Annotated in this window: 28 protein-coding genes; 19 read left to right on the top strand and 9 right to left on the bottom strand. The window is 45.4% G+C overall.

Features of this window, described 5'->3' with window-relative positions; genetic code table 11:
- Position 1: 1 nt before the first annotated feature.
- Positions 2-451 carry a WYL domain-containing protein gene (locus GXP22_09980; GenBank protein NOX09794.1) on the bottom strand — a complete coding sequence of 150 codons (450 nt, stop codon included), beginning with the start codon at positions 449-451 and terminating at the stop codon, positions 2-4.
- Entirely contained in the window at positions 433-645 is a 213-nt protein-coding gene (locus GXP22_09975; protein ID NOX09793.1) for a hypothetical protein, read from the bottom strand. Before GXP22_09975 ends, GXP22_09980 begins: the two co-directional genes overlap by 19 nt.
- A gap of 326 nt (positions 646-971) precedes the next feature.
- On the opposite strand from GXP22_09975, the gene GXP22_09970 reads away from it, so the two are divergent.
- Positions 972-2264 (top strand): MinD/ParA family protein, encoded by a 1293-nt coding sequence (locus tag GXP22_09970; protein ID NOX09792.1) that lies wholly within the window; start codon positions 972-974, stop codon positions 2262-2264.
- Positions 2265-2268: 4 nt separating this feature from the next.
- Here GXP22_09970 and GXP22_09965 read toward each other — a convergent pair whose 3' ends face one another.
- The 5 genes from GXP22_09965 to GXP22_09945 all read right to left on the bottom strand — a co-directional run bounded on the left by GXP22_09965 (position 2269) and on the right by GXP22_09945 (position 7759).
- Positions 2269-2817: a DJ-1/PfpI family protein gene (locus GXP22_09965; protein NOX09791.1), complete on the bottom strand. Its 549-nt coding sequence runs from the start codon at positions 2815-2817 to the stop codon at positions 2269-2271.
- Positions 2772-3476: a divergent polysaccharide deacetylase family protein gene (locus GXP22_09960; protein ID NOX09790.1), complete on the bottom strand. Its 705-nt coding sequence runs from the start codon at positions 3474-3476 to the stop codon at positions 2772-2774. Before GXP22_09960 ends, GXP22_09965 begins: the two co-directional genes overlap by 46 nt.
- Before the next feature lie 128 nt (positions 3477-3604).
- Positions 3605-4993 carry a S41 family peptidase gene (locus GXP22_09955; protein ID NOX09789.1) on the bottom strand — a complete coding sequence of 463 codons (1389 nt, stop codon included), beginning with the start codon at positions 4991-4993 and terminating at the stop codon, positions 3605-3607.
- Between the two features lie 41 nt (positions 4994-5034).
- Complete coding sequence (locus GXP22_09950) at positions 5035-6153, bottom strand: peptidoglycan DD-metalloendopeptidase family protein (protein NOX09788.1); 1119 nt, start codon at positions 6151-6153, stop codon at positions 5035-5037.
- 58 nt (positions 6154-6211) lie between these two features.
- Positions 6212-7759: a 2,3-bisphosphoglycerate-independent phosphoglycerate mutase gene (locus tag GXP22_09945; GenBank protein NOX09787.1), complete on the bottom strand. Its 1548-nt coding sequence runs from the start codon at positions 7757-7759 to the stop codon at positions 6212-6214.
- A 92-nt stretch (positions 7760-7851) separates the two neighbouring features.
- On the opposite strand from GXP22_09945, the gene GXP22_09940 reads away from it, so the two are divergent.
- From GXP22_09940 to GXP22_09925, 4 genes are read left to right on the top strand one after another with little or no spacing between them, the layout of a single operon-like run.
- Positions 7852-8172 (top strand): winged helix-turn-helix transcriptional regulator, encoded by a 321-nt coding sequence (locus GXP22_09940; GenBank protein ID NOX09786.1) that lies wholly within the window; start codon positions 7852-7854, stop codon positions 8170-8172.
- 25 nt (positions 8173-8197) lie between these two features.
- Positions 8198-8623, top strand: a complete 426-nt coding sequence (locus GXP22_09935) for a rhodanese-like domain-containing protein (GenBank protein NOX09785.1) — start codon at positions 8198-8200, stop codon at positions 8621-8623.
- Between the two features lie 28 nt (positions 8624-8651).
- Positions 8652-9146 (top strand): protein-export chaperone SecB, encoded by a 495-nt coding sequence (secB, locus tag GXP22_09930; protein ID NOX09784.1) that lies wholly within the window; start codon positions 8652-8654, stop codon positions 9144-9146.
- Positions 9147-9167: 21 nt separating this feature from the next.
- The gene (locus tag GXP22_09925; GenBank protein ID NOX09783.1) at positions 9168-10175 is read left to right on the top strand and encodes an NAD(P)-dependent glycerol-3-phosphate dehydrogenase; all 1008 of its coding nucleotides are present in this window, start codon (positions 9168-9170) and stop codon (positions 10173-10175) included.
- Here GXP22_09925 and trmL read toward each other — a convergent pair.
- The gene (trmL, locus tag GXP22_09920) at positions 10172-10636 is read right to left on the bottom strand and encodes a tRNA (uridine(34)/cytosine(34)/5-carboxymethylaminomethyluridine(34)-2'-O)-methyltransferase TrmL (GenBank protein ID NOX09782.1); all 465 of its coding nucleotides are present in this window, start codon (positions 10634-10636) and stop codon (positions 10172-10174) included. The genes GXP22_09925 and trmL overlap by 4 nt on opposite strands.
- A 56-nt stretch (positions 10637-10692) precedes the next feature.
- On the opposite strand from trmL, the gene GXP22_09915 reads away from it, so the two are divergent.
- Genes GXP22_09915 through GXP22_09870 form a run of 10 tightly spaced genes read left to right on the top strand, consistent with a single transcriptional unit; the run spans position 10693 to position 21033 of the window.
- The gene (locus tag GXP22_09915) at positions 10693-11631 is read left to right on the top strand and encodes a dihydroorotate dehydrogenase (protein ID NOX09781.1); all 939 of its coding nucleotides are present in this window, start codon (positions 10693-10695) and stop codon (positions 11629-11631) included.
- A gap of 41 nt (positions 11632-11672) precedes the next feature.
- Positions 11673-12023 (top strand): hypothetical protein, encoded by a 351-nt coding sequence (locus tag GXP22_09910; protein ID NOX09780.1) that lies wholly within the window; start codon positions 11673-11675, stop codon positions 12021-12023.
- On the top strand, positions 12023-13756 hold the full coding sequence (gene mshL, locus GXP22_09905; GenBank protein ID NOX09779.1) for a pilus (MSHA type) biogenesis protein MshL: 1734 nt from the start codon (positions 12023-12025) through the stop codon (positions 13754-13756). Before GXP22_09910 ends, mshL begins: the two co-directional genes overlap by 1 nt.
- Before the next feature lie 6 nt (positions 13757-13762).
- Positions 13763-14674 carry an AAA family ATPase gene (locus GXP22_09900; GenBank protein NOX09778.1) on the top strand — a complete coding sequence of 304 codons (912 nt, stop codon included), beginning with the start codon at positions 13763-13765 and terminating at the stop codon, positions 14672-14674.
- Complete coding sequence (locus tag GXP22_09895; GenBank protein NOX09777.1) at positions 14671-15687, top strand: tetratricopeptide repeat protein; 1017 nt, start codon at positions 14671-14673, stop codon at positions 15685-15687. Before GXP22_09900 ends, GXP22_09895 begins: the two co-directional genes overlap by 4 nt.
- A 3-nt stretch (positions 15688-15690) precedes the next feature.
- Positions 15691-16647 carry a pilus assembly protein PilM gene (locus GXP22_09890; protein ID NOX09776.1) on the top strand — a complete coding sequence of 319 codons (957 nt, stop codon included), beginning with the start codon at positions 15691-15693 and terminating at the stop codon, positions 16645-16647.
- Between the two features lie 14 nt (positions 16648-16661).
- The gene (locus GXP22_09885) at positions 16662-17243 is read left to right on the top strand and encodes a PilN domain-containing protein (protein NOX09775.1); all 582 of its coding nucleotides are present in this window, start codon (positions 16662-16664) and stop codon (positions 17241-17243) included.
- An 18-nt stretch (positions 17244-17261) separates the two neighbouring features.
- Positions 17262-17894: a hypothetical protein gene (locus GXP22_09880; GenBank protein ID NOX09774.1), complete on the top strand. Its 633-nt coding sequence runs from the start codon at positions 17262-17264 to the stop codon at positions 17892-17894.
- A gap of 17 nt (positions 17895-17911) precedes the next feature.
- Positions 17912-19786, top strand: coding sequence for a Flp pilus assembly complex ATPase component (cpaF, locus tag GXP22_09875; GenBank protein NOX09773.1), 1875 nt, complete (start codon positions 17912-17914; stop codon positions 19784-19786).
- Between the two features lie 14 nt (positions 19787-19800).
- Positions 19801-21033 (top strand): type II secretion system F family protein, encoded by a 1233-nt coding sequence (locus GXP22_09870; protein ID NOX09772.1) that lies wholly within the window; start codon positions 19801-19803, stop codon positions 21031-21033.
- Between the two features lie 60 nt (positions 21034-21093).
- Here the strand turns inward: GXP22_09870 and GXP22_09865 are convergent, their stop codons facing one another.
- A complete protein-coding gene (locus GXP22_09865) occupies positions 21094-21474 on the bottom strand; it encodes a type II secretion system protein (protein ID NOX09771.1) in 381 nt (126 codons plus the stop codon).
- A gap of 144 nt (positions 21475-21618) precedes the next feature.
- Between GXP22_09865 and GXP22_09860 the strand changes: the two genes are divergently transcribed.
- The 4 genes from GXP22_09860 to GXP22_09845 form a co-directional block, all read left to right on the top strand.
- Positions 21619-22029, top strand: a complete 411-nt coding sequence (locus tag GXP22_09860; GenBank protein NOX09770.1) for a type II secretion system protein — start codon at positions 21619-21621, stop codon at positions 22027-22029.
- Positions 22026-22436, top strand: coding sequence for a prepilin-type N-terminal cleavage/methylation domain-containing protein (locus GXP22_09855; GenBank protein NOX09769.1), 411 nt, complete (start codon positions 22026-22028; stop codon positions 22434-22436). Before GXP22_09860 ends, GXP22_09855 begins: the two co-directional genes overlap by 4 nt.
- Before the next feature lie 3 nt (positions 22437-22439).
- The gene (locus tag GXP22_09850) at positions 22440-22967 is read left to right on the top strand and encodes a prepilin-type N-terminal cleavage/methylation domain-containing protein (protein NOX09768.1); all 528 of its coding nucleotides are present in this window, start codon (positions 22440-22442) and stop codon (positions 22965-22967) included.
- A gap of 72 nt (positions 22968-23039) precedes the next feature.
- Positions 23040-23599: hypothetical protein (locus tag GXP22_09845; GenBank protein NOX09767.1), on the top strand; the 560-nt coding region annotated here is incomplete at its 3' end.

The raw sequence follows: 23599 nt of genomic DNA, 5'->3' as shown, positions 1-23599 counted from the left end.
TTTAATCCTCATATAATGTTGCTGCATCTATTAATGCCTGCTGTACCCGTTGCCTTAATGCAGCGGGCTTTAACACCTCTACATTGGCACCATACTTTAATATATCCTGCATCAATTCCCTGTCATCGGCATAAGGAATGGAGAGCAGGTAATAACCCTCCCGATCATATCTAGACTCTTGTTGCGGGTGCCATGCCTCGGTCTCCACCCACCGCGCCATCATCGGGTTAAACCGCAATACAGCATCCCTGGTTTTTGATCCGGTGAAGATACCATAACCACTGCCTAGCTCGGTATCGAGTAATTTATCGGAGACATTCCTTGCCTTTTCATCCATCTGGTTTGCCTGCCTTATTGATTCAACCGCAAAGATGCGCAATTCATCCCGCTTATGACACCAGGCATCCAGATACCAGTGATCCCGATAATAGATTAAGCGTTGTGGTGAGATAACACACTATGATTCGCTGAATCCGGTAGTTTATTCACCCGTTCCATAATGGGCTGGATATGATCACCCAACAAGCCCGGTTGCATGCCGGATAATAACTGCTGCATGGTCAGTAAGGCATAGATCTCGCCCTCATTCATCTGTGCATGACGCAACAACTGATCTATCTTAAAGAAGCGCTCCATTCTGTCCATGTTTATGGCCGACCTAATGGCTCTATTTCAGTGCGCACTCTCTTTTCTACAACACGCCTGCAAAGATCATAACTATCACCGGAAGTCGAATAACCATTAGACGATAACTGAGAGACCCCAGGAATATCGGATGGATTTGTAGCACTTAACTTATCAATAAAAATATTGCGTAATCTCATTAAAGTGTACTCGATGTGGGGGCTCACGGGGTGAGCCACTGATAAGAAAATGATAGATATTGGTGCGTGGTACGCACTCTACCGAGGTTAGAGATACCCGTATACATATGGGTGACGAACCCCCTCTGGAATGATAGTATGGATCCCATGACAACAACAATTACAATAACCAGTGGCAAGGGTGGTGTCGGCAAGACCAATATCAGTGTCAATCTTGCCCTGCAATTAGCACGAACCCGTGGTCGTACTTGCCTGTTTGATGCCGATCTTGGTCTGGCTAATATCAACATCCTGCTAAAACTCATGCCGGATCACACCCTTGATGAACTCATCCTGGGCAAGATTACACTCGATGAACTGCTGGTCTCTGTTTCTGATCAACTGGATATCATCCCGGGCAGCTCGGGTGTGGAGATGATGGCGGATCTGACCCCTGAACAGATGCGTCAATTGATACAAAAGCTCTCCGGACTGGATGACTACGACTACTTTATCTTTGATACCTCATCGGGTATCTCGCGTAATGTCATCGCCTTTTGTCTGGCATCGCAACAGGTGCTGCTGATTATCACCCCGGAACCGACCTCGCTAACAGATGCTTATGCCCTGCTTAAGGTACTGTATCTAAACAACTTTGAAGGTCAGGTACAGATTATTGTTAATCAGGCCAAGTCACACGGATTAGCCCGCCATACCTATGAGAAATTCAGTGAGGTGGCTCAGGCCTATCTGGATGCGGACATCCCGATGCTGGGTTCAATACAGCAGGACAGCAAATTGACCGAGGCAGTACGAGCACAAAAGGCCTTGATTGCTCTTTACCCGGAATCTCGCGCTGCCAAGGGCATTATTGATATTGCCAACAAGATTGCAAAACAAGCCGCTGCCAACCCAAAAAATATCGACCTGCATGATTTCTGGGTGCGTTATCTCAAGCTATTAAATAGCCCTCTCACGTTAAATAATACTAAAGAAGACCCCAGAGAACCCCATAGCCCACAGCTACAGGATCAACCCTTCGTAACCACGGTTGTGAATAAAAATGATGATGCGCTGCTCAAGCTGACGCAGAAAATGTCTGTCAAGATCGATCAGATCAGTGATGAAATCGCTGAATTACGCAGTGAAATCAAGGCACTAAAGAAAATGCCAGTTGTGAGTAACGAGCCGCTGGTACCCCAGACTGAAACAGTCTCAATACCACCAGTAACCAAAAGATCCGTATCTCAGATACCCACTACACCCAGGACATTCAGCCCATTCCTGAACAAATATGATTTTGATAAGACCCCTATGCGCTCCGATCAAAACACCATTGATCTCTATGAAGTAAAACGTACCGGTCGTGCTGATCTCATCTGTAGTTATCATAACCCGGATCAAGAGGGCATCAATGACGACACATCACCACATAAGATACATCAGACAACAAAGGCATAAGGCGTTAACGCACTAAACCCGCTTCGACCTCTTTTCGTTTGTTACTCCCTGCCAGCTTTTCAATCAACGCCAGTGCAAAATCCATCGCTGTGCCTGGACTACGCGAGGTAACAATCTGACCATCAACAACAATAGCATCCTGAGTCAGGTTGATCCCATCTAATGCCATGTGATCCAGTGTGCCGGGATATGACGTTATCCGCTTACCCGGTAATAAGCCTGCACGCACTAACACCCTCGGTGCAGCACAAATCGCTGCAACCATTCCGCCCTGCTCCAGAGTCTTAAGTAATATCTGCTGAATACGATTATCCTGCGCCAGATTATCGGCCCCTGGCAGACCGCCTGGCAACACGATCATATCAAAGGGCTGTGCCAACACCTTGTCTAACGTGGTATCCGGAATTAACACTACACCGCGCGATGCCTTGACCGAATGTTGATCCAGACCCGCAGTTGTCACATGAATATCGGCCCGACGCAGCAGATCAATAACCGTAACCGCTTCTAGTTCTTCACAGCCCTGTGCGAGGGGTACAAGGACGTCTGCCATTTTTTCTGCTCCTCTAGATCAGCAACTTCATGCATTAAAAGAAGTTTATTGAGTGGCACTAATCTTATTTTTTTACTCAATTGACTTAAACGCCTTTCCAGTACCGCCAGGGTTTCTGGATAGGGGTGACCGATAGCAATGGCATGACCATTTTTTCTCGCCAGATCCAGCAAACGATCAAACTGTTTTTCAATTAAGACAACATCGCGCTCATCATCCAGAAAGACATCTCTTTTTGCGCTAGGGATATTATTTTCCTGGGCGATGTTATAGGCAATGCTGGAATGCGTGGTACGACTATCGATAAAAAACAAGGCTTGCTGCCGACCCATCTCTTGCATTAACCATGTCATGTGACCGGGATGCTGGGTTAACAGACTACCCATGTGATTATTAATACCACTAACATGAGGCACCTTGGCAATATCTTCACGCAACACCTGGAGAAATACTGCCTCACTCATATCCAGCGTCAGACCACCGGCATCCAGCGGTCGGTCTCGCATCGTCTGCATCGGCAAATGTAACAAGACCTCTTTGTTCTGCACATAAGCCTCTTGTGCAAGCTGGCGGGTATAGGGTGCCAAAGGCAGGAAGGAACAGGCAACCGGCCCCGGTAATTGTAATACACGACGAGCTGCATCGAGATGCCCACCCATATCATCCAGGATAATACTAATTACCGCTGGCTGCGCCGATAATAAACTGGGAGCCAGTAAACAGTATAAAAATAATAAAATTTTATGGTGCGTAATACGCACCCTAGCTAGTGCTATACACACTTTTCTCAATTAAGACTCTCTTTATAAATAACCAGACCCTTCAATAGATTAAGTGCCTCATAAAGCTGGTAATCGGTCTTTGCCAGGGTGTTCTCCTTCTCTTCATCCTTATCCGTTGCATCATCCTTATTCACAGTATCATCTTTATCTTTATTTTTGACCTTTCCCTTCTTCCTGCCTTTATCAGCCTCGATATCAGCATCACCATTTTCTGAATTCTTATGCTCCAGGTGTCCCGTTAAATCTGCCTCACGTACCGCCTTGAAAGGTGTTTTAACAACGGTTACCTTTAATTTTTCAAAGGTAATATCCGGCACAATCCCTTCCGCCTGTATCGAGCGACCCGATGGCGTAAAGTATCTTGCTGTCGTCATCTTCACTGCGGTTTCCGGACTCAGGGGCATAATGGTTTGCACCGATCCCTTACCAAAGGTTTTCCGACCCACAACAAGTGCGCGCTTATGATCCTGCAAGGCACCTGCAACGATCTCTGATGCCGATGCGGAACCCTGATTAACCAATACGACTAGTGGGGCACCATCCAGCAGATCCCCCGGCTTGGCATTAAAACGCATCAGCGAATCATCAATTCGACCTTCCGTATAAACGATCAAGCCTTTCTGCAAAAAGGCATCCGAGACATCCACGGCACCGTTCAGGACACCGCCCGGATTATTCCTCAGATCCAGGATCATACCGCTGATCTCACCCATCTCTTCTTTTAGTTTCTCCAGCTCTTCATCCAGATTTTTTGCTGTCTTTGACTGAAATTGAGAGATACGCACATAGGCATAACCATCTTCCAGGACTCGGCTCTTGACACTACGCACCTTAATAATGGCACGAATAATCTCTACCTTTAATGGTCGTTCCACACCTTCTCGTACCACGGTCAACATAATAGGTTCGCCTGGCTCACCACGCATAATCTTCACTGCATCACGCAAGGTCATACCTTTAACCGGGGTATCATCAAGACGAATAATCAGATCACCCGACTGCATACCTGCCTTTTGTGCTGGCGTGTCATCAATAGGCGAAACCACACGAACAAAACCATCCTCCATGCCCACTTCAATACCCAGGCCACCAAACTCACCTGTAGTACCAACACGTAATTCTTCAAACTCTTCTGTATCAAGGTAGTTTGAGTGTGGATCTAGCCCGGATAACATGCCTCGAATAGCATTCTCCAAAAGCTCCTTATCATCAACCTCTTCAACATAATCACTCTTGATACGATTAAAGACATCACTAAACTCTCTAAGCTCTTTCAATGGTAATGCTGCCGGACCATTATCACGCTCTGCCAGCACACCACTTCCTATACTCAAGGAAGCTCCCAGTACAACGCCTGTCAATATGAATAATAATTTCTGTGTCTTTAATCTCATACCCTTAACCATTTCCTTAAATTAATACCTGAATCCACAGGCTAATCTGTTACCCACCAGCCTTGAGGATTAACAGGCCTGCCTTTTTCTCGTAACTCAAAATACAACCCTTGTTGTGCCGATACACCGCCATCCCCAACACCTGCGATTTCCTCACCACTCATGACCCACTCACCTACCTCTTTATACAGGCTTTGATTCTGCCCATACAGGCTCATAAATTCACTACCATGATCAATAATAATCAACATGCCAAATCCACGTAGCCAATCGGCAAATACAACACGACCATTAAATATAGCATGCACTGCACTGCCAGCATCAGCCTGAATCACCACACCCTTTGCGGCTAAACCACTACCCTGACGTTGCCGGCCAAAGTGCTGTAACAATTCCCCTCTTAATGGTCGGGATAACTGCCCTTTCATATCACGAAAAGAGCCTTGTTCGCGTAGCTCCATTTCCTCTAACGATAAAGACTGCAACTCATCCACCAGCGCCTGCAATTGCCTTTCGTTGGCCAATAAACGCTCCAGTATATTTTCCTGCTGACCAAGATCCTTGCGTAACACCTGTAACAACTGCTGACGACGCGCCCGCTGTTGCTGCAAGTCATTACGCTTTGCCAGCTTGTTACGCTTTAATTCCTGCAAGCTTTCCTTCCCTGCAACAATATGACTTTCCGTACTATACAATGCCTCCATGCCTTGTTCTATCTCTTTGATCAAAGCAGCCTGACTATCCGCCACATAATTAAAATAAATTTGATTACGTGCCAACACAGCAGGATCTTCACTACTCAACAACAAACGCAAACGTCCCTGACGACCCAAACCATACGCAGCCTTTATAACCTTTGCCAGATCCGCATTCAATTCATCCAGTCGTTGTGATTGCCTACCCCTGGTTTGTTGCAATTCATCCAACTGCCTTTGCTGCTGATAAACCCTGCGCTCAATATCTCTGAGTACCTGCGTGCTACGCGCAAGACTTAAGGCAAGCGTCCGTAACCCGGTCTCCAACTTCGATTCTTTTTTTTGATTGCGACTTATTTTATTGCGAATCTGCTCAATCTGTTCACGAATCTGCTGTAGATTTTTATCGGCATTAATATCAGGCTGCGTATTCGCCCACGTCAGCGGGATAAAAAAACAACCCAAAAACAACCACCCTAGACGAAACCCCCAGCGCCTGAGTGAATCATTATCGTATGAATGTTTAACCAACAAATTCTATCAAACTACTACCACTCATTTCCTGCGGGATAGGTAGACGCATCAATTCCAGCATAGTGGGTGCAATATCACACAATGAACCGGTGTCATTTAATATCCCCCGATGACCGACATAGATCAAAGGTACCGGGTTCGTAGTATGCGCTGTATGTGGCTGACCGGTGTCTTCATCCCGCATCTTTTCTGCATTACCATGATCGGCAGTAATCAGGAGGTCGCCATCCACATGCTGTATCGCCACAAGAACCCGACCTAAGCACTGATCCAGGAACTCAATCGCCTTAATCGCAGCTTCATAATGACCACTATGCCCGACCATATCCGGGTTGGCATAATTACAGATAATTACATCATGCTTACCACCCTCAATGGTCTCAACCAGACGGTCCGTCAATTCATCCGCACTCATTTCCGGTTGTAGATCATAAGTTGCAACCGAGGGCGAAGGGATCAGGATGCGATCTTCACACTCAAAGGGATCTTCCTCACCGCCATTAAAAAAGAAGGTGACATGGGCATACTTCTCGGTCTCTGCTATACGCATCTGACGCAGACCATTATTCGCAACATATTCACCAAAGACATTCCGTAGACGTTCAGAAGGAAAGGCAACCGGCACATCAAAGTCGGCCTTATATTCTGTCAAACTGGCAAAACGCCCCAGTTTCGGGACATATTCACGCGTAAAACCATCAAACACCGGTTCAATAAAGGGCCGGGTAATTTGTCTGGCTCGATCAGAACGATAATTCATAAAGATGATGACATCACCATCCTCAACCCGCACCGCTGAACCACCTGCGGGCACAATCGCGGTAGCCTGAACGAACTCATCTGATTCATCACGTTCATAGGCCATTTGCAGAGCCGCAACAGCATTTTCTGCGCGATAAGCAGACTTACCCTGAGTAATCAAATCGTAAGAGGACTTAATTCGTTCCCAGCGATGATCCCGATCCATCGCAAAATAACGACCAATAACAGAGGCAATACAACCCACGCCCAGCTCGGCAAACTTATCATCCATACGCTGCAGGGATTCCTGCGCGCTACGTGGCGCCGTATCACGACCATCCAGAAAGGCATGCATATAGACTTTGTTACAGCCCCGTTTAACCGCTAACTCAGCCATCGCATGAATATGTTCTTCATGACTATGCACCCCGCCCGGCGATAACAGACCAATAAGATGCACCGCCTTATCACTCTCAATTGCCAAATCAACCGCATCGGTCAGGGTTGCATTAGTAAAGAAAGAACCGGTTTTAATCGAACGGCTAACCCGGGTAAACTCCTGGTAGACCACCCGGCCAGCACCCAAATTCAGGTGCCCGACCTCCGAGTTGCCCATCTGATCAGCGGGCAGACCCACCGCCGCACCCGAGGTGCGTATCAAGGTATGCGGATATTGACTCCATAGGCCATCCCATACCGGCTTATTCGCCGCATGAATGGCATTATAGAAAGGGTCTTCGCTATAACCCCAACCGTCCATGATCAACAAAACAACTGGCTTGATATTATTTGGCATAAAATTTCCACGCTAAAGTACAGTATTATTGTATAATGTTTTAATTATAAAGGATATGATAAATCAAACCGCATAAGTTAAATGGTAATACTATGAGTGAAAACACTGATGCAGATCTACTCTCCCAGGCAGAGGATATTGAACGAGCCTCACGTTCGCTCAAGGCTATGTCGCACCCGTTGCGTCTGAGCATCCTGTGTAAACTAGGCGACACAGAATATAGCGTACAGGAAATTGTTACCAAAGTAGGCACCTCGCAAAGCAATATATCTCAACATCTTGCCATCTTGCGTGACAAGGGCATTCTTAATACACGCAAAGAAGCCAATAAGGTCTTTTACCGCATTGGCGATACCCGCACCCTGCAACTCATTGATATGATGCGCCAGGTATTTTGTTCAAGACAACCCTAACCCACTCAATTCAAGAATATAAACTATGGACACTATTCAACTCGGCGAGTTCATTACTAACCACTGGGAACTATCCTTTGCCTTTGCTGTGCTACTTGGCATGCTGATCCTGGGTGAAATACAACACAAGACCCGTGGCTTTCCGGACATCAGCCCTCAGCAATTGATTCAGCTGAGCAATGAACAGGATATCACTCTGCTGGACGTGCGCAACGCCGATGAACTCAAAAATGGCTCACTGCAAGACGACACTCACATCCCGCTACCCGAACTCAATACACGCCATAGTGAACTGAGCCCTGACAAGACAGTCATCGTCTATTGTCGTAGCGGTCATCGTTCAGCAAAGGCCTGCAATCTATTAAAAAAACTGGGCTTTAACGACTTAAAGAATCTAAATGGTGGGTTCATGGCATGGCAAAATGCCAACCTACCCATCAACAAAGCATAATTACTTCACAAATATACAGGGACTCGACATGGCTGATAGCGAAAATACAAAAAGATTTGAATTGCAAAAAATCTACTTAAAGGATGCCTCCTTCGAGGCCCCGAACACACCAGGCATCTTTGCCAAGGAGTGGAAACCTAATCTCAATATGCAACTTAATAGCGAGGTTAAAAAAGGGGATAATGATCTATTTGAAGTTATGCTGTCACTCACTGTTACCGCCAAGGTCGGAGATAGTGATGAGACCGCCTATCTTGCCGAGGTACAACAAGCAGGGCTATTTCTGGTCAAGGGTTTTTCTGATGAAGAACTAGGCCCCATGCTCGGTAGCTATGCGCCCAGCCTGATTTACCCCTATGCCTCAGAGGCGGCTGCCAGCATGGTGTCCAAGGGCGGATTTACCCAATTATTGCTTTCCCCTCTAAATTTTGAGGCCTTATACGCACAGAAAACACAACAGATGGCTGCCCAGCAACAAGCAGCCACTGACGGTGATAACGAGACCCCGGAAGTCACCCATTAAATCCGGAATGCCCCTGGTATAATGGCATCACATCACCCAATCGCTGTTCATGGTGCCGGTTCATGGGGCACCGCGCTCGCTATTCTGCTAGCACAAAATGGGCATGATGTACGCCTTTGGGGGCATAAACCAGAGTTTTTACAGCAATTAGAGAAAGATCGCTGCAATTCAACCTACCTGCCTGAAATTGCCTTTCCACCCAATCTACAAATTTGTCCAGATATTAAGGACAGCTTACAAGGATCAGCCGACCTGCTCATGGTTGTTCCCAGCCATGCTTTTCGTGGTCAGCTACAAATCTGTGACGGACTATTAAAACCCTCATCCCGACTCATTATTGCGACCAAAGGCCTTGAACAGAATAGCGGCAAGCTATTACATCAGGTGGGTGAAGAAATACTCGGCAAGGATCACCCCATCGCCATATTATCAGGCCCCACTTTTGCCAGAGAGGTTGCTAGCGGGCTACCAACAGCGGTTGCAATTGCGTCTAATTCCTCCGAAACCGCCGCTAACGTTGCACAATTACTGCATAACAAGTCATTACGCGCCTACACTACCAATGATGTTATTGGCGTTCAGCTCGGTGGCGCATTAAAGAATGTTCTCGCCATTGCCGCCGGTATCTCCGATGGTCTTGGTCTGGGTGCCAACAGTCGTGCCGCACTCATCACCCGTGGACTAGCCGAGCTCATCCGACTCGGCACCGCACTTGGTGGAAAACAGGAGACCTTTATGGGGCTTGCCGGTGTCGGCGATCTTATCCTGACCTGCACCGATAACCAAAGCCGTAACCGAAAACTGGGCATGGCTCTTGGTCAGGGATACAGCAAGGATGAGGCCATTGCATCCATCGGACAAGTTGTTGAGGGCGCCAACACCACCAAAGAGATGATGAAGCTGGCTAAAAAATTACAGATTGAACTCCCCATTACCGAACAGGTCTACCGTGTTCTTTATGAGAATATAGCACCACAAGCAGCCGCCCGAGCCCTGCTCGGACGCGAACGCAAGCCCGAACTCGGCTAAACCTCCCCCCCAAACCCTTGCTGTCGCCAGGCCTCATAAACAACAACGGCAACTGTGTTCGATAGATTCAAGCTCCGGCTATTCGCCTGCATCGGCACCCGTATCACCTGATTTTCTGGCAAAGAGTCTAATACCTCGGCAGGCAGACCACGGGTCTCCGGACCAAATAACAAGGCATCACCCTCAGCAAAATCAACCTTATGATAAGACTGCGCTCCCTTGGTTGAACAAGCATAAACCCGCGTGACTGGTATCTGCTGCAAACAATCCTGCAAACTATCATATTCCTTCATCACCGCAGCATCTCGATAATCCAGACCGGCACGGCGTAAACTACGATCATCCACCGAAAAACCCAGCGGGTGGATTAGATGTAATTGACAACCCGTGTTGGCACAAAGGCGCATAATATTACCTGTATTAGGTGGGATCTCTGGTTGATATAAAATAATATGAAACATATCGCTACACCTTAAGGTATTATCTAAATGAATTAATCAATAAGCTATGATGAGCCATGCCAACTGATAAAAATCCATTAATAACTGACTTTTGCGGCCTCACTCTAAACTCGCCACAGGTACTACTCTCTGGCTGTGTTGGATTTGGAGAAGAATACACGCGTATTGCTGGTTTTTCCAATAACGATGTCGGTGCCGTCTGCCTCAAGGGTACAACCCTGGAACCCCGGCTGGGCAACCCGCCACACCGTATCTATGAAACACCAATGGGCATGATTAACGCCATTGGCCTGCAAAATCCGGGAGCGGATCACGTTATCAACCAAATCCTTCCTGACCTCGATTTTTCTGAAACCCGCTTTATCGCTAATGTAGCAGGCTCGACCATTGAGGAATATGCTGAAATCTGTCAGCGCTTTGATGATTCGCCCGTCGATGCCATTGAAATCAATATCTCCTGCCCGAACGTCAAGGAAGGGGGGGTGGCCTTCGGCAATAACGTGGAGATGTCTGCCAACGTAGTGGCTGCCTGTCGCAAGGCAACCAGCAAACCACTGATCACCAAACTATCGCCCAATCAAACCGATATTGCCGAAAATGCCCGGCGCTGTATTGAAGCCGGCACCGATGCCTTTGCTGCCATCAATACCCTGATGGGCATGGCAATTGATATTGAAAATCGAAAACCTATTATTGGCAACAATCAGGGCGGTCTTTCCGGGCCAGCAATTAAACCGATTGCTCTGTTAAAAGTGCACCAGGTCTATCAAGTCTGCAAGGTACACAATATCCCCATTATCGGCCAAGGCGGCATCAATAGTGCAGAAGACGCACTGGAATTTATTATTGCCGGTGCAACAACAGTTGGTATTGGCACAGCTCTATTCTATGACCCGCTGATCTGTAAAAAGATCAATCAAGGTTTGATTGATTACCTGCAACGTCATCAACTGAGCAATCTGTCTGAACTGAGAGGAAGCCTGCAATTAAACTAATTGCATTAAGACTTAAATGAATGTGTTATGCTCACAACAGCATGGAAAATAAGATAAAACTAATTAAATATAGCGCATCCATTTTATCAATCACCCTGATTTTTACATTCATAGGGTCAAGCCACGGTCTCCAGGCAAAACTAAAAGATCCGACGCTTCCAACCCATACCCTGGCCGTTCAAAAAACCGATCAACAGCAATGGATACTCAATTCCATACTACACGCCCCCCAACGACGCATTGCCATTATTAATGGCAAGAGCCTTACCACAGGCGATACGATTAATAATGCTCAAATCATCGCTATTAACAAAGACACTGTAAAACTGGGTAGCAATAAAAAAGCCATTATACTGACCCTGAAATCCAGAAAAATAAAAGAACCTCGTTAATGAATATATCCTCTATACAGATGACACCCGTTACTAGCAAATATTTTTTACAACTGATCATATTGTTTGCTCTGCTCAACCTGTATGCCTGTCATCCCGCTCATCAGGTTCGCCCCAAACAAAATATGGAGACAGTCCATGCCGCCGTTAAAGAACCTAATCAAAACAAAAAAAACATAGTACCACCTACTCTACCACCGGCTGATATCACACAGGCTCTATTACCAAGCTACCCTGTTTCTAGTCACAAAAAATCCACTATAAATACCGAACCACGCTTTAATGTAATAACCGACAATGTACCTGCCAAGGCCTTTTTTATGAGTCTGGTAAAAGACACCCCTTATAATATGGTGGTTCACCCAGGCATTAAAGGTAATATTAGCCTGACCCTGAAAAATGTCACCCTGAACGAGACCATGAAAATGGTACGCAGCGTATACGGTTATGAATTTATGAAAATAACCAACGGCTATGAGGTGCTGTCAAATAAATTGATAACCCGTATCTTCAATATCAATTATCTGAATATTAATCGTAGTGGCAACTCAAAGATTCAGGTTAGCTCGGGACAGGTCTCAAAAACCACCACCACTGGATCAGATACCGATACAAACAACAACAATAATGAAACTCTGGCATCCTCCAGTGTATCTGGTAGCGAACTCAATACAAGTTCTGATTCTGACTTCTGGCCTGAACTTGAACAATCTCTAAAGACAATCATTGGTGAAGACAAAGACAAAAGAGTCATTGTTAACCCGTTATCCGGTATTGTAATGGTGCATGCCACGCCTTCCGAGATCAGAAAGATCGCAGACTTTCTGGAGATGACACAATCGATCATACAACGACAGGTCATTCTTGAAGCCAAGATTATTGAGGTTGCACTCAATGATGGCTATCAATCGGGCATTAACTGGGCAGCCCTCAATAGTGGTGGTAGCATCACCGCAGCACAAGTTGGTGGTGGCACCCTGTTAAGCAGTAGCACCACCCCGTCTATCGCCGGAAATAATGGTATCCTTGATCCCAATAATTACACACCTATACAGGGTACGACTGCCGCTGCCTTTGGTGGCATGTTTTCTCTGGCGGTTAACTTTGACCGCTTTAATGCCTTTATTGAATTACTGGGCACACAAGGGGATGTACACATTCTATCCAGCCCACGCATATCAACCATCAACAATCAAAAGGCCATTATCAAGGTCGGCTCTGATGAATTTTTTGTTACCGATATTGAGAGTCGTACCACCACCACAACAGCGGCAACCCAGGATCAAACAGTTGATGTTGAGCTGACCCCGTTCTTTTCAGGTGTTGCCCTCGATGTTATTCCACAAATTGATGAAAATGGTAGCATCATCCTACACATTCATCCGACCGTTAGTGAAGTTATTGAAAAAACCAAGCAGATTAATATTACTGCCAACAACACCATGAGCGTACCCCTTGCCTTTAGTTCAATCCGTGAATCTGATAGCATCATTCGCGCACAGAGTGGTCAAATTATCGCCATTGGCGGCCTGATGAAAACCAGCATAAGCAGCAATGATGCGGGTATCCCTGGTCTTCGTTCTATCCCGCTTATCGGCAACCTGTTCTCCCATAAAAAAGAAAGCACCCGAAAAAGTGAATTGGTTATCTTGATACGCCCGATTGTTGTCAATAATGATTATGCCTGGCAAAAATGGATTAAAAAATCCTATCCCCTACTCCATGAAAAGTAATCAACAATGTATCTAAAACATTTTTCATTACAGGAACTACCCTTCAGTATCACACCGGATACCAGCTTCCTGTTTAAAGACAACAATCATCAAGAGGCTCTCAATACCATCTTGATCGCACTGGCGCATGGTGATGGCTTTATAAAAATAACCGGTGAGGTAGGCACAGGAAAAACCATGCTCTGCCGAACCCTGTTAAAAAATATGGCGGATAACTTTATCACTGCCTATATACCGAATCCTTTTTTGCCACCACTGGAACTCTACATTGCACTTGCTGATGAACTCAGCATCGAACACCAGGAAAATATCGGCCTACATAAACTGGTTAAATTGATTACCGAAAAATTGATTGCTCTAATCAAACAGGATAAAAAGGTCGTCCTGCTCATTGATGAGGCTCAGGCACTGCCTGATGACAGTCTGGAGGCCTTGCGTTTAATTACCAATATCGAGACAGAGAAATTCAAATTGATTCAGATTGTACTCTTTGGACAACCCGAACTGAATGAACGCCTGAACCTGAAAAAATTTCGTCAGCTAAAACAACGCATCACCTTTTCCTACACCCTGCAACCACTAGACTACGAAACAGCCACAGGTTATATCTCACACCGACTCACCCATGCGGGATGGAATGGCCCCTCCTGTTTCAAAAAAGATGCCCTGAAATATTTGTTTAATGCCAGCCGAGGCATTCCTCGCCTGCTCAATATTCTGTGCCATAAATCACTAATGGCTGCCTATGGTAAAGGTGATATCAATATCACACGCAAACATGCAAAACTGGCAGTAGACGATACCGAAGATGCCTCATTGCCTGCAAGCCGAATAATTCTGGGCCTTAAACTAATTTTACTGATTGCTGCAGGCGCTATTTTTGCTTACCTGAGTTACTCTCTGGTTAATTCATCATGAGTCTTATTAATCAGATGTTAAGCGACCTGGACACTCGACAATCGGCTCAAGAACCCGCCGACATCCCTTTGCCAGGCCTTCATAAAGCACATAACAAGCCCAAACCCCTTTTCAACATAAATCTAGTAGTAGCGGGCACCGTTATTTTTATTGTCACCTTTATATCAATCTACTTCTGGATGGAGACAGAGGCCACGGTACAAAAAACAACAATAACAAAGCCTGTGCTACAAACACCGCCACCGGTACCGAAGCCAGCACTTAGTGTCGTTAAGCCTGTTCCGGAGATTCCGGATCCCCCGTCCCCGTCTATACCGGCTGTTAACAACATTGAAACGATAGCTGTTATTAAGCCTGTCCCAATGCCAGAGCCTAAAATAAAAACCGTCATAACTCCTATTGTTAAAGCGATCAAACCCAAAAAAATAATACCTATCATTACACCATCCACCCTGATCGCTGATGCCAATAACTATGTTGATAAGGGCGATTACAATCAAGCCATCAACACATTGTCCCGCTATCTTGAAGACAACCCTGCTCAACACGATGTACGAGCGACACTGGTTAGCATTTATACACAAAGGGGTGACTATCCAAAGGCTCAATCCGTTCTACTTAATGCGATAAAAAAATGGCCCCAACATCATCACTATGAAATGATGATGGCAAGATTATTACTCGAACAACAACAGGATCAGGATGCCCTGCATATACTACAGGCCTCAACAAATAATAGTGCTGGTTACCATGCCTTTATTGCCGCCATCTACCAACGACTATCTCAACACCGCATGGCGATTCAACATTACAATGTAGCATTGCAATCCATGCCGGATAATGGTCTATGGTGGCTAGGTCTTGGTATATCACAAGAACAACAGGGACAGCGCCAAAAAGCGCTTGCTGCCTTCAACCATGCCAGCAATACAAACAATATTAGTCCACGTATCCTGCAATATATTGATCAGCGTATTGCGGCTCTTCAGCCCATCGATCAGGACATTCATTGAACCATGTTGGGGTTTCTTAAAAAAGAAAAAAGCACCGACCTGATTGGCATCTCCCTGCAACAGAATAATATATGCATGGTATCTCTGTCTGATATCCATCTTGAAAAACCCTGTATTAATTTTGCTACCCATAAAGCCTATCTTTCGCAAAAGGATCAGCAACAAGCACTGCAAGTCCTGATACAAGAACAGGCTCTCACTAATCCTGTCTGCTATACCGTGCTGGAATCAGAAAACTACCAGCTTATTAATATGCAGGCACCTAATCTCCCTGATGATGAATTGCAACAGGCGATGCGCTGGCAAATAAAAAGCATGATCGATTACTCGCCGGATGATGCCGTTATTGATATATTCGACATGCCTAATAAATATAATAATGATGATCAAAAAAAGATGCTCTATGTCGTATCGGCAAAAAAAGAAACCATTGAGGAACGCAGCAACCTTATCAATAATAATAAACTGGCACTTCAAGTCATTGATATCGAGGAACTGGCTCTACGCAATATATGCACATTATTTCCACAACATAAAACCGGCATGATCTATCTGAATATTGAGGCCACTCACAGTACTATTATTATTGTAAAAGAAGGTCTGCTCTATCTTGCGCGCACTCTGAATTTTGGTCTGGACTCCATTAACAACAGCATGGATATCAATCAGAGCAATAATGATTCCCTTAATACCATTATTCTCGAAATACAGCGCTCCACAGATTATTACGAAAGCCACTATGGCCAGGCACCTTGCCAAAATCTATTAATATCTCCTATCAAAATACACAAGCCGGAATTAATAGAGTATCTATCCAGTATTTTAAATATCAATATTATGGCCTTTGACATTAACAAGGTCTTTACTTGCAATACCGCCATTGCCGACGAGGAACAATCCCTATACATTACTGCCATCGGATCTCTACTACGCGATTACTCGCAAGAGACTGAGGCATAGAGGGACTATTGATTATGAAACAACAAATCAATCTGTTCCAGGGTCAGGACAAACAGAATAAAAATCGTTTTTCTCTAACACATATCATCACCCTGTTTGTTGTATCCATAGCCATCAACCTATCCTATTATTTTTATAATGACAGCATCCTTGAGCAAAACCTGGTAGCCCTGCATAAACTGGAGAAACAGGTTGCTAAGCTGAATCAGCTTAAGGATAAACTGCAGCCCTTACAGCAGGGAGATAATGCCAGTATTAGTAAACGACTACAGGTACTGGCGCGTGAAAGAATACAAAAAAACCAAATACTTGATGTCATTACCAAGGCAACATCAGAACAGTATAAAATATCCACTTATATCTATAGTCTTGCCAATAACACCCTATCCGGACTATGGCTCACCAATATATTGATCGACCGTACCCAATCCAGCATAACGTTAACAGGGATTACCCGAAAATCCGAGCTATTACCTGAATTTATACGATTATTATCCACCGATGAGACGCTAAAAAATATTATCTTTCAGAAGATTGATATACAACGTAATGAAGAAGATACCAATTACTCTTTTACCATAAGCACCCATAAATAAGAGCGCTGATGAATAAGCATGAACACTGACAATATAAATAATTCATTTAATAACTTGTCCTTAAGAGAAAAGGTTATTCTCGGCCTGGTCGCCATTATTGCCTCCTACTCTATTATCGATATCGTCCTGACCCAATCTGTTACATCTGAAAACACCCGCGTATTAAATGATATTGAACAACTTAAGAACACCATTATCCTGACCGGAATTGATATTGAATCGGCACAAAATATTACCGGCAAAAATCCTGCTGATAAAAACAGAAAACAGCTCCTCAATTTACAAAATGAGATTGATCAACTGACGCAACAAATCAAGCAAAAGTCCTCTGCTTTTATCAAGGCATCCACCACCCACAAGGCACTGGATTATATTATTAATAATCCACTGGTACCGATCAGGGATCTCACTAAAAAAAATGCCCGACCTCTATTTGAAAATAAAGGCAAAAAAAACGATCAGCTATCCCGTTATCAATACCAGGAGATTAATATCAACTTTAGTTCTGGCTACCTCAATAACCTTGAATACATCTATTATCTTGAAAATAACCCCTGGGGACTCATCATTGATAAACTGATATATGAAAGTAATGAGGCTGGCGGACAGGTAGAAATCAACCTGCATACCATCAGTGTAGGCAGCTTGTAATGCAAAAAAACAATAGTATGCTGGGTGACCTGCTTATAAAAGATGGCCTTATTACCCAGGAGCAACTGGATGCTGCCATCCATGAACAGGAGATCAGCGGTCTTAAGCTGGGACATATCCTTATCAATCTTAATTTGATTAACAGTCAAACCCTGCAAACCTATCTGGATAAGCAAACAAGTAAACAAAAAAAGATTCGTGTTGGTGACCTGTTAGTTAATGAAGGTCTGATTAACCAAACAGACCTGCAGAATGCCTTGAGTGAACAGAAAAAAAGCGGGCACAAACTCGGTCAAGTTCTGATTAATATGCAACTCATCACCGAAGAACAAATGCTAACTGTTCTTTCCGAGCATCTGCATATCCCACTAATTAACCTCAGACACTATCAATACAGTAAGGATATTGTAAAACTTATTCCTGAGATGATCGCCCGACGTTTTCGATCCATTCCATTGGCAAAAGGCGAAGATGGCATCCTCATTGGCATGGCTGATCCCACCGATATCTTTGCCTATGATCAACTGTCTCTGCTCCTCAAACAACCGATACAACTTGCGATTGTCTCCGAGACAGAGATTATTCAGGTCATTGACCAGATCTACCGCAAGACCGGAGAGATCACCAGTTATGCCGAGATCCTGGGTGAGGAACTGGCCGATGCCAATCTGGATCTGGAACAGATCATACATGCCGATATGGCTGTTGATGCACCCGTTGTTCACCTGTTGCAGTCTCTGTTCGAGGATGCGGTACAGATGAACGCCTCGGATATTCATATTGAACCCGATGAAAAGGTATTACGCATACGCCAGCGTATTGATGGCATCCTACATGAACAAATCATGGATGAGGTTAAGATTGCCCCGGCACTGGTCTCTCGTTTAAAACTAATGTCAGGCCTGAATATATCAGAAAAAAGGCAACCTCAGGATGGACGCTTTAACATCAAGATACAAAAAAACAATATCGATGTGCGCCTGTCAACCATGCCGATACAATTTGGTGAATCGGTCGTCATGCGCTTGCTGAACCAGTCAACCGGGCAGCTAGCCATTGATGACCTGGGTATGCCCGATGCCATACTCCAGCAATTCAAACGCCTGCTAAAATTTCCACACGGCATGATACTGGTGACCGGCCCTACTGGAAGTGGCAAAACCACAACCCTTTATTCTGCACTCAGCCATGTCAATGATCCCCATAAGAAGATCATCACGGTTGAAGACCCGGTTGAATACCGCCTGCCGCGGATCAACCAGGTACAAGTCAACCCAAAGATTAATCTGACCTTCAGCAAGGTATTGCGTACTGCACTGCGTCAAGACCCCGATATCATCCTGATTGGTGAGATCCGCGATGCCGAGACTGCCGAAATTGGCCTGCGTGCCTCCATTACCGGACACCTGGTCTTATCCTCACTGCATACCAATAGTGCCATTGCTACTGTAAATCGTCTACTGGATATGGGTTCCAAAGGCTACCTGCTGGCTTCTGCTCTTGTTGGCATTATCTCGCAACGCCTGATCCGCAAAGTCTGTAGCGGCTGTGCCAAAGATCATAATCTATCCGAACAAGACAAAATCTTCATATCAGCCATTACAAATAATAATGAACAGCACTATAGCTATAAAAAAGGCCATGGCTGTAATATCTGTAATCACTCCGGTTACCATGGTCGTATTGGTGTGTATGAATTTCTGGAGATTGATGCCTCCATGCTACAGGCGATCACCCATGAGGACACCCACAATTTTGCCGAGACGGCCAAAAAATCCAACAACTTTCACCCATTACATCTCTGTGCGCTGAAGTATGCCCAACAAGGCATTACCAGCATTGATGAGGTGATACGTATCGCTGGCGATATCTCGGCCAATGATCTTGTTTAGGGATATTCTGATTAATGCCTAATTTCATCTACAAAGGCCGTAACCTTTCCGGGCACCCGGTCGAGGGGATAATCAATGCCGATAATAAAGATCAGGTTGCCAGCCAGTTAATTAATAATGGTGTGACACCTATTGATATCACCCAACAGACGATGACGACTCAGCCCGATATCCTCAAGAATCTATTGGCAAAGATGAATGAAAAGGAGCCCGGTACAGATGAACTTATCCTGTTCTCGCGACAGAGTTACAGCCTGCTAAAATCCGGCTTACCCATTGTACGCGCCTTTAAGGGTCTAGCCGAACTTGCTACTAACCCGGTATTTGCAAAGTCACTCAATGGTGTGGTCGATGGACTGGAATCCGGTCGACCGCTGTCTTCTGCAATGTCGACCTATCCAAAGACCTTCCCGGCTATCTTTGTCAATATGATCAAGGTGGGTGAAGAGACGGGTAATCTTGATGAAGCCTTCAATCAACTCTCGGAATACCTGCAACGTGAAAAAGATACCATGAACCGTATCAAAGATGCACTGCGTTATCCCAGTATGGTCTTTATTGCCATTTTCGCAGCGCTCTTTATTATTAATATCTTTGTCATTCCAACCTTCAGTGATATCTTCAAGGCGTTTGATAGTGAGCTCCCCCTGCCAACACAGATATTGATCACCATCTCCAACTTTACCCTCAATTTCTGGCCCTACATCCTGCTAGGCATTACCCTCCTGTTTTTTTCTGTACGCCGCTATATCAATAGCAAACAAGGGCGTTATCAATGGGACTACTACAAACTCCGCTTACCCATTGTTGGCAGCATTATTCTCCGCGCCACCTTGAGCCGACTGATGCGTGCCTTTTCCATGGCGATGTCATCCGGCGTACCTATTCTGCAAGCACTGAACACCATTGCCCTGTCTGCCGATAATGACTATATTGCCGCTAAAATGCGCTATATTCGAGAAGGCATTGAGCGTGGAGACAGCCTCACCCGCAGTGCCACTGCTGCCAATATATTCACCCCACTGGTCTTGCAGATGATGGCTGTTGGAGAGGAATCCGGTACCGTTGATCAACTCATGCTGGAGGTCGCTGATTTTTACGACCGCGAGGTGGACTATGAACTCAAGGGACTCAGTGCTGCCATTGAACCCATCCTGATTGTCTTCATTGGTGGATTAGTATTAATGCTGGCACTCGGCATCTTCCTGCCGATGTGGGATCTGGGTTCTGCGGCAATGAATCATTAAAGACCCAACGTAAAAGGCCCGCATGATGCGGGCCTTTTAAATCGATCTTGATGCGACTAACTAGGTTATACCATGACCAATAAAGGTGGCTGTCTGAGACTGCTCACCCGTTACCGTACAGGTTGCCGTTGCATTATTAGCAATCGCTGAAGAGGTAATAGTATATTTTACATCCAGTCCTCCATCCAGGGCACTCGAAAGACTAGTACAATTTGTCACGGTAACTCCTATTGAAGGATTCAAGGTTCGTGCTGCCTTATTTAAAGCTGATGCGGCAGCTAATGATCCGGCAACACCTTTAACAGCACCCAGAGCGGCATCTGTACGCATATCAATAAACTTGGGAATTGCTGTCGCTGCCAGGATACCCAAAATCAGGATCACCATAACCAGTTCGATCAAGGTAAAGCCCTGCTGCTTTATATATCTTGCTTGATTCATATAATCTCTCCGAAAAGCTGTTTTTTAATTAATATCCTGAGACATAACGTCCCCCATCACGATACCTTGAGCGTTTTTAAAATATTAATCAATATAATCACAATATTGGCATACAATCATGATGCGGTTTATGATTAGATCATTATGCTGTCACCCGCGCACAAACAAAATGCCTTTACCCTGATCGAGATGGTCATGGTAATCACCTTGATCAGCATCCTCGCTGTCACAGCGGTAGCTCGCTGGCCGGATAGCATCACCATACAACCCTTGGCACGACAACTGGCCCAGGATATTCGCTATACACAAACCATGGCGCTTAGTCGCTCCAGCAATATACAGATTGCCAGCACCTCATCCAGCCAATATACCATTAGTGACTCCGGTGGAACCCTGTCCAGCCATATCCTTGACGGAGCCAGTGTCACCAGCTTTAGTATAAGTTTTGATTCTATAGGTGCACCCTCGGGAAGTAATCAAGCCACCGTATCAGGTAATGGAGTAAGCTATATTATCTTTATCGAGGCGGAAACTGGCATGGTCAGCGGGCCATGAATAAACATAATAGCGGCTTTTCCCTGATTGAACTGATTATTGCCATTGTCCTGTTAAGTATGATTGGCTCGGTGACCGCTCTTATCTATACCACCACCCTGGGTAAGGCTCACCTGCCACGAAAGATGATGCAGGCAGAATTTCTGTCGTTAGAACGTATCGAACAAGCATGGGCCAACACCTATAGTGACTCTCTGGGTTATGCCAGTATTATTGATGACAATGAAGGTGCGCTAACGACCATTGGCTATGCCGATTTCTCCCGTAATATGAGCGTGCTAACCATTGCTGCAGGTGTTACCCCCTGCCCGACCTTTGCTAATGAGTGCAAGCAACTCAGCGTTGTTGTTACCGACAGCAATACCAGTGATTCCCTGGCTCAATCCACTGCCCTGATTATCCAATAAAGAATGCAACCAACCCCCCACAACAATAAATCCTCCGGTTTCTCTCTGATCGAGATGGTTATTGTTATCGTAATCCTGGGAATTATCTCTGCCATATTTGCCCAGGTACTCGGCCAGCAACTCAAGGCAGCTCTCGTCTCTGCTGAATTATCTGAACTCACACCACAGGCACGCCTACCCATGGAGCGTCTAGCACGGGAATTACGCAACGCCCAGGATAGCCAGGTGGTGATTACATCAAGCACCAGCATCCGTTTCAAGATGCTGGGTAGTAGTCCAATACCGACCGTTGAATATCGCCTCAATGGCACAAGCCTGGAAAGAAAATCAAGCGCAGGAGATAGTAACTGGCACCCTATCGCACGGAATGCCTCGCAGAACAATGGCAATGCCATCTTCACACTATTGAATGATGCCAGCAGTGACGGGCTCTGTGCACAAACCATTATAGAATACAAAATAACCTCAGCCAGTGGTATCGAACTGCCACTACGAAGCAGTATTTACCTGCGTAACTATAACTGCACATAAATCGCTTTAGTCTGTAAAAAACAGACCGATACCCTGCTAGGCTTGAAATACAATATTATGAAGAGATACCACATGAAACTAAAATCCCGCCAGTCCGGTGTTAGCCTCATTGCGGTTATTGCTATCATTATCGTTCTCAGTGTTATTGGATCCGTCGTAGGCAAACTCTACGTCGGTGATGTCGCGCTCTCTACTGAACACCGCTCATCAGATAATGCATTTTTATTAGCAGAGGCGGGGCTGCAAGCCGGTAAGTCGCAAGTATCCAATAATTGTGACAACCCCTACACTGCTGCCGTCACAACCACTATGGCAGGCAAGGGTGATTTCTCCTATACCATTACCGACACCAATCCTGCAGTAACACGAAACTATCTCATTACCGCCAGTGGTTATGACCCCGATATTGCCAGCGCTAATTATACACGGACAATACAAACAACCGTTGTGTGCTCACCCAGTGCCGATAATAGCTACAGCTCCCTACCTGTCTTTGGTGCAAATGGAGTCACCGCAATACATCACTCAGGCATGATGACAAACAAGGCGAGTATTAATCAGCTTGATATTTATAATAATGGTCTATGCTCCGAGGGAGGGGGTGGTGGCATGATGGGGGGTGGTGGCATGAT

This window comes from Gammaproteobacteria bacterium (assembly GCA_013151035.1).
GTDB lineage: Bacteria > Pseudomonadota > Gammaproteobacteria > JAADJB01 > JAADJB01 > JAADJB01.
Note: the sequence above shows the minus strand (reverse complement) of the source record. Positions and strands in the feature narration are given on the sequence as shown.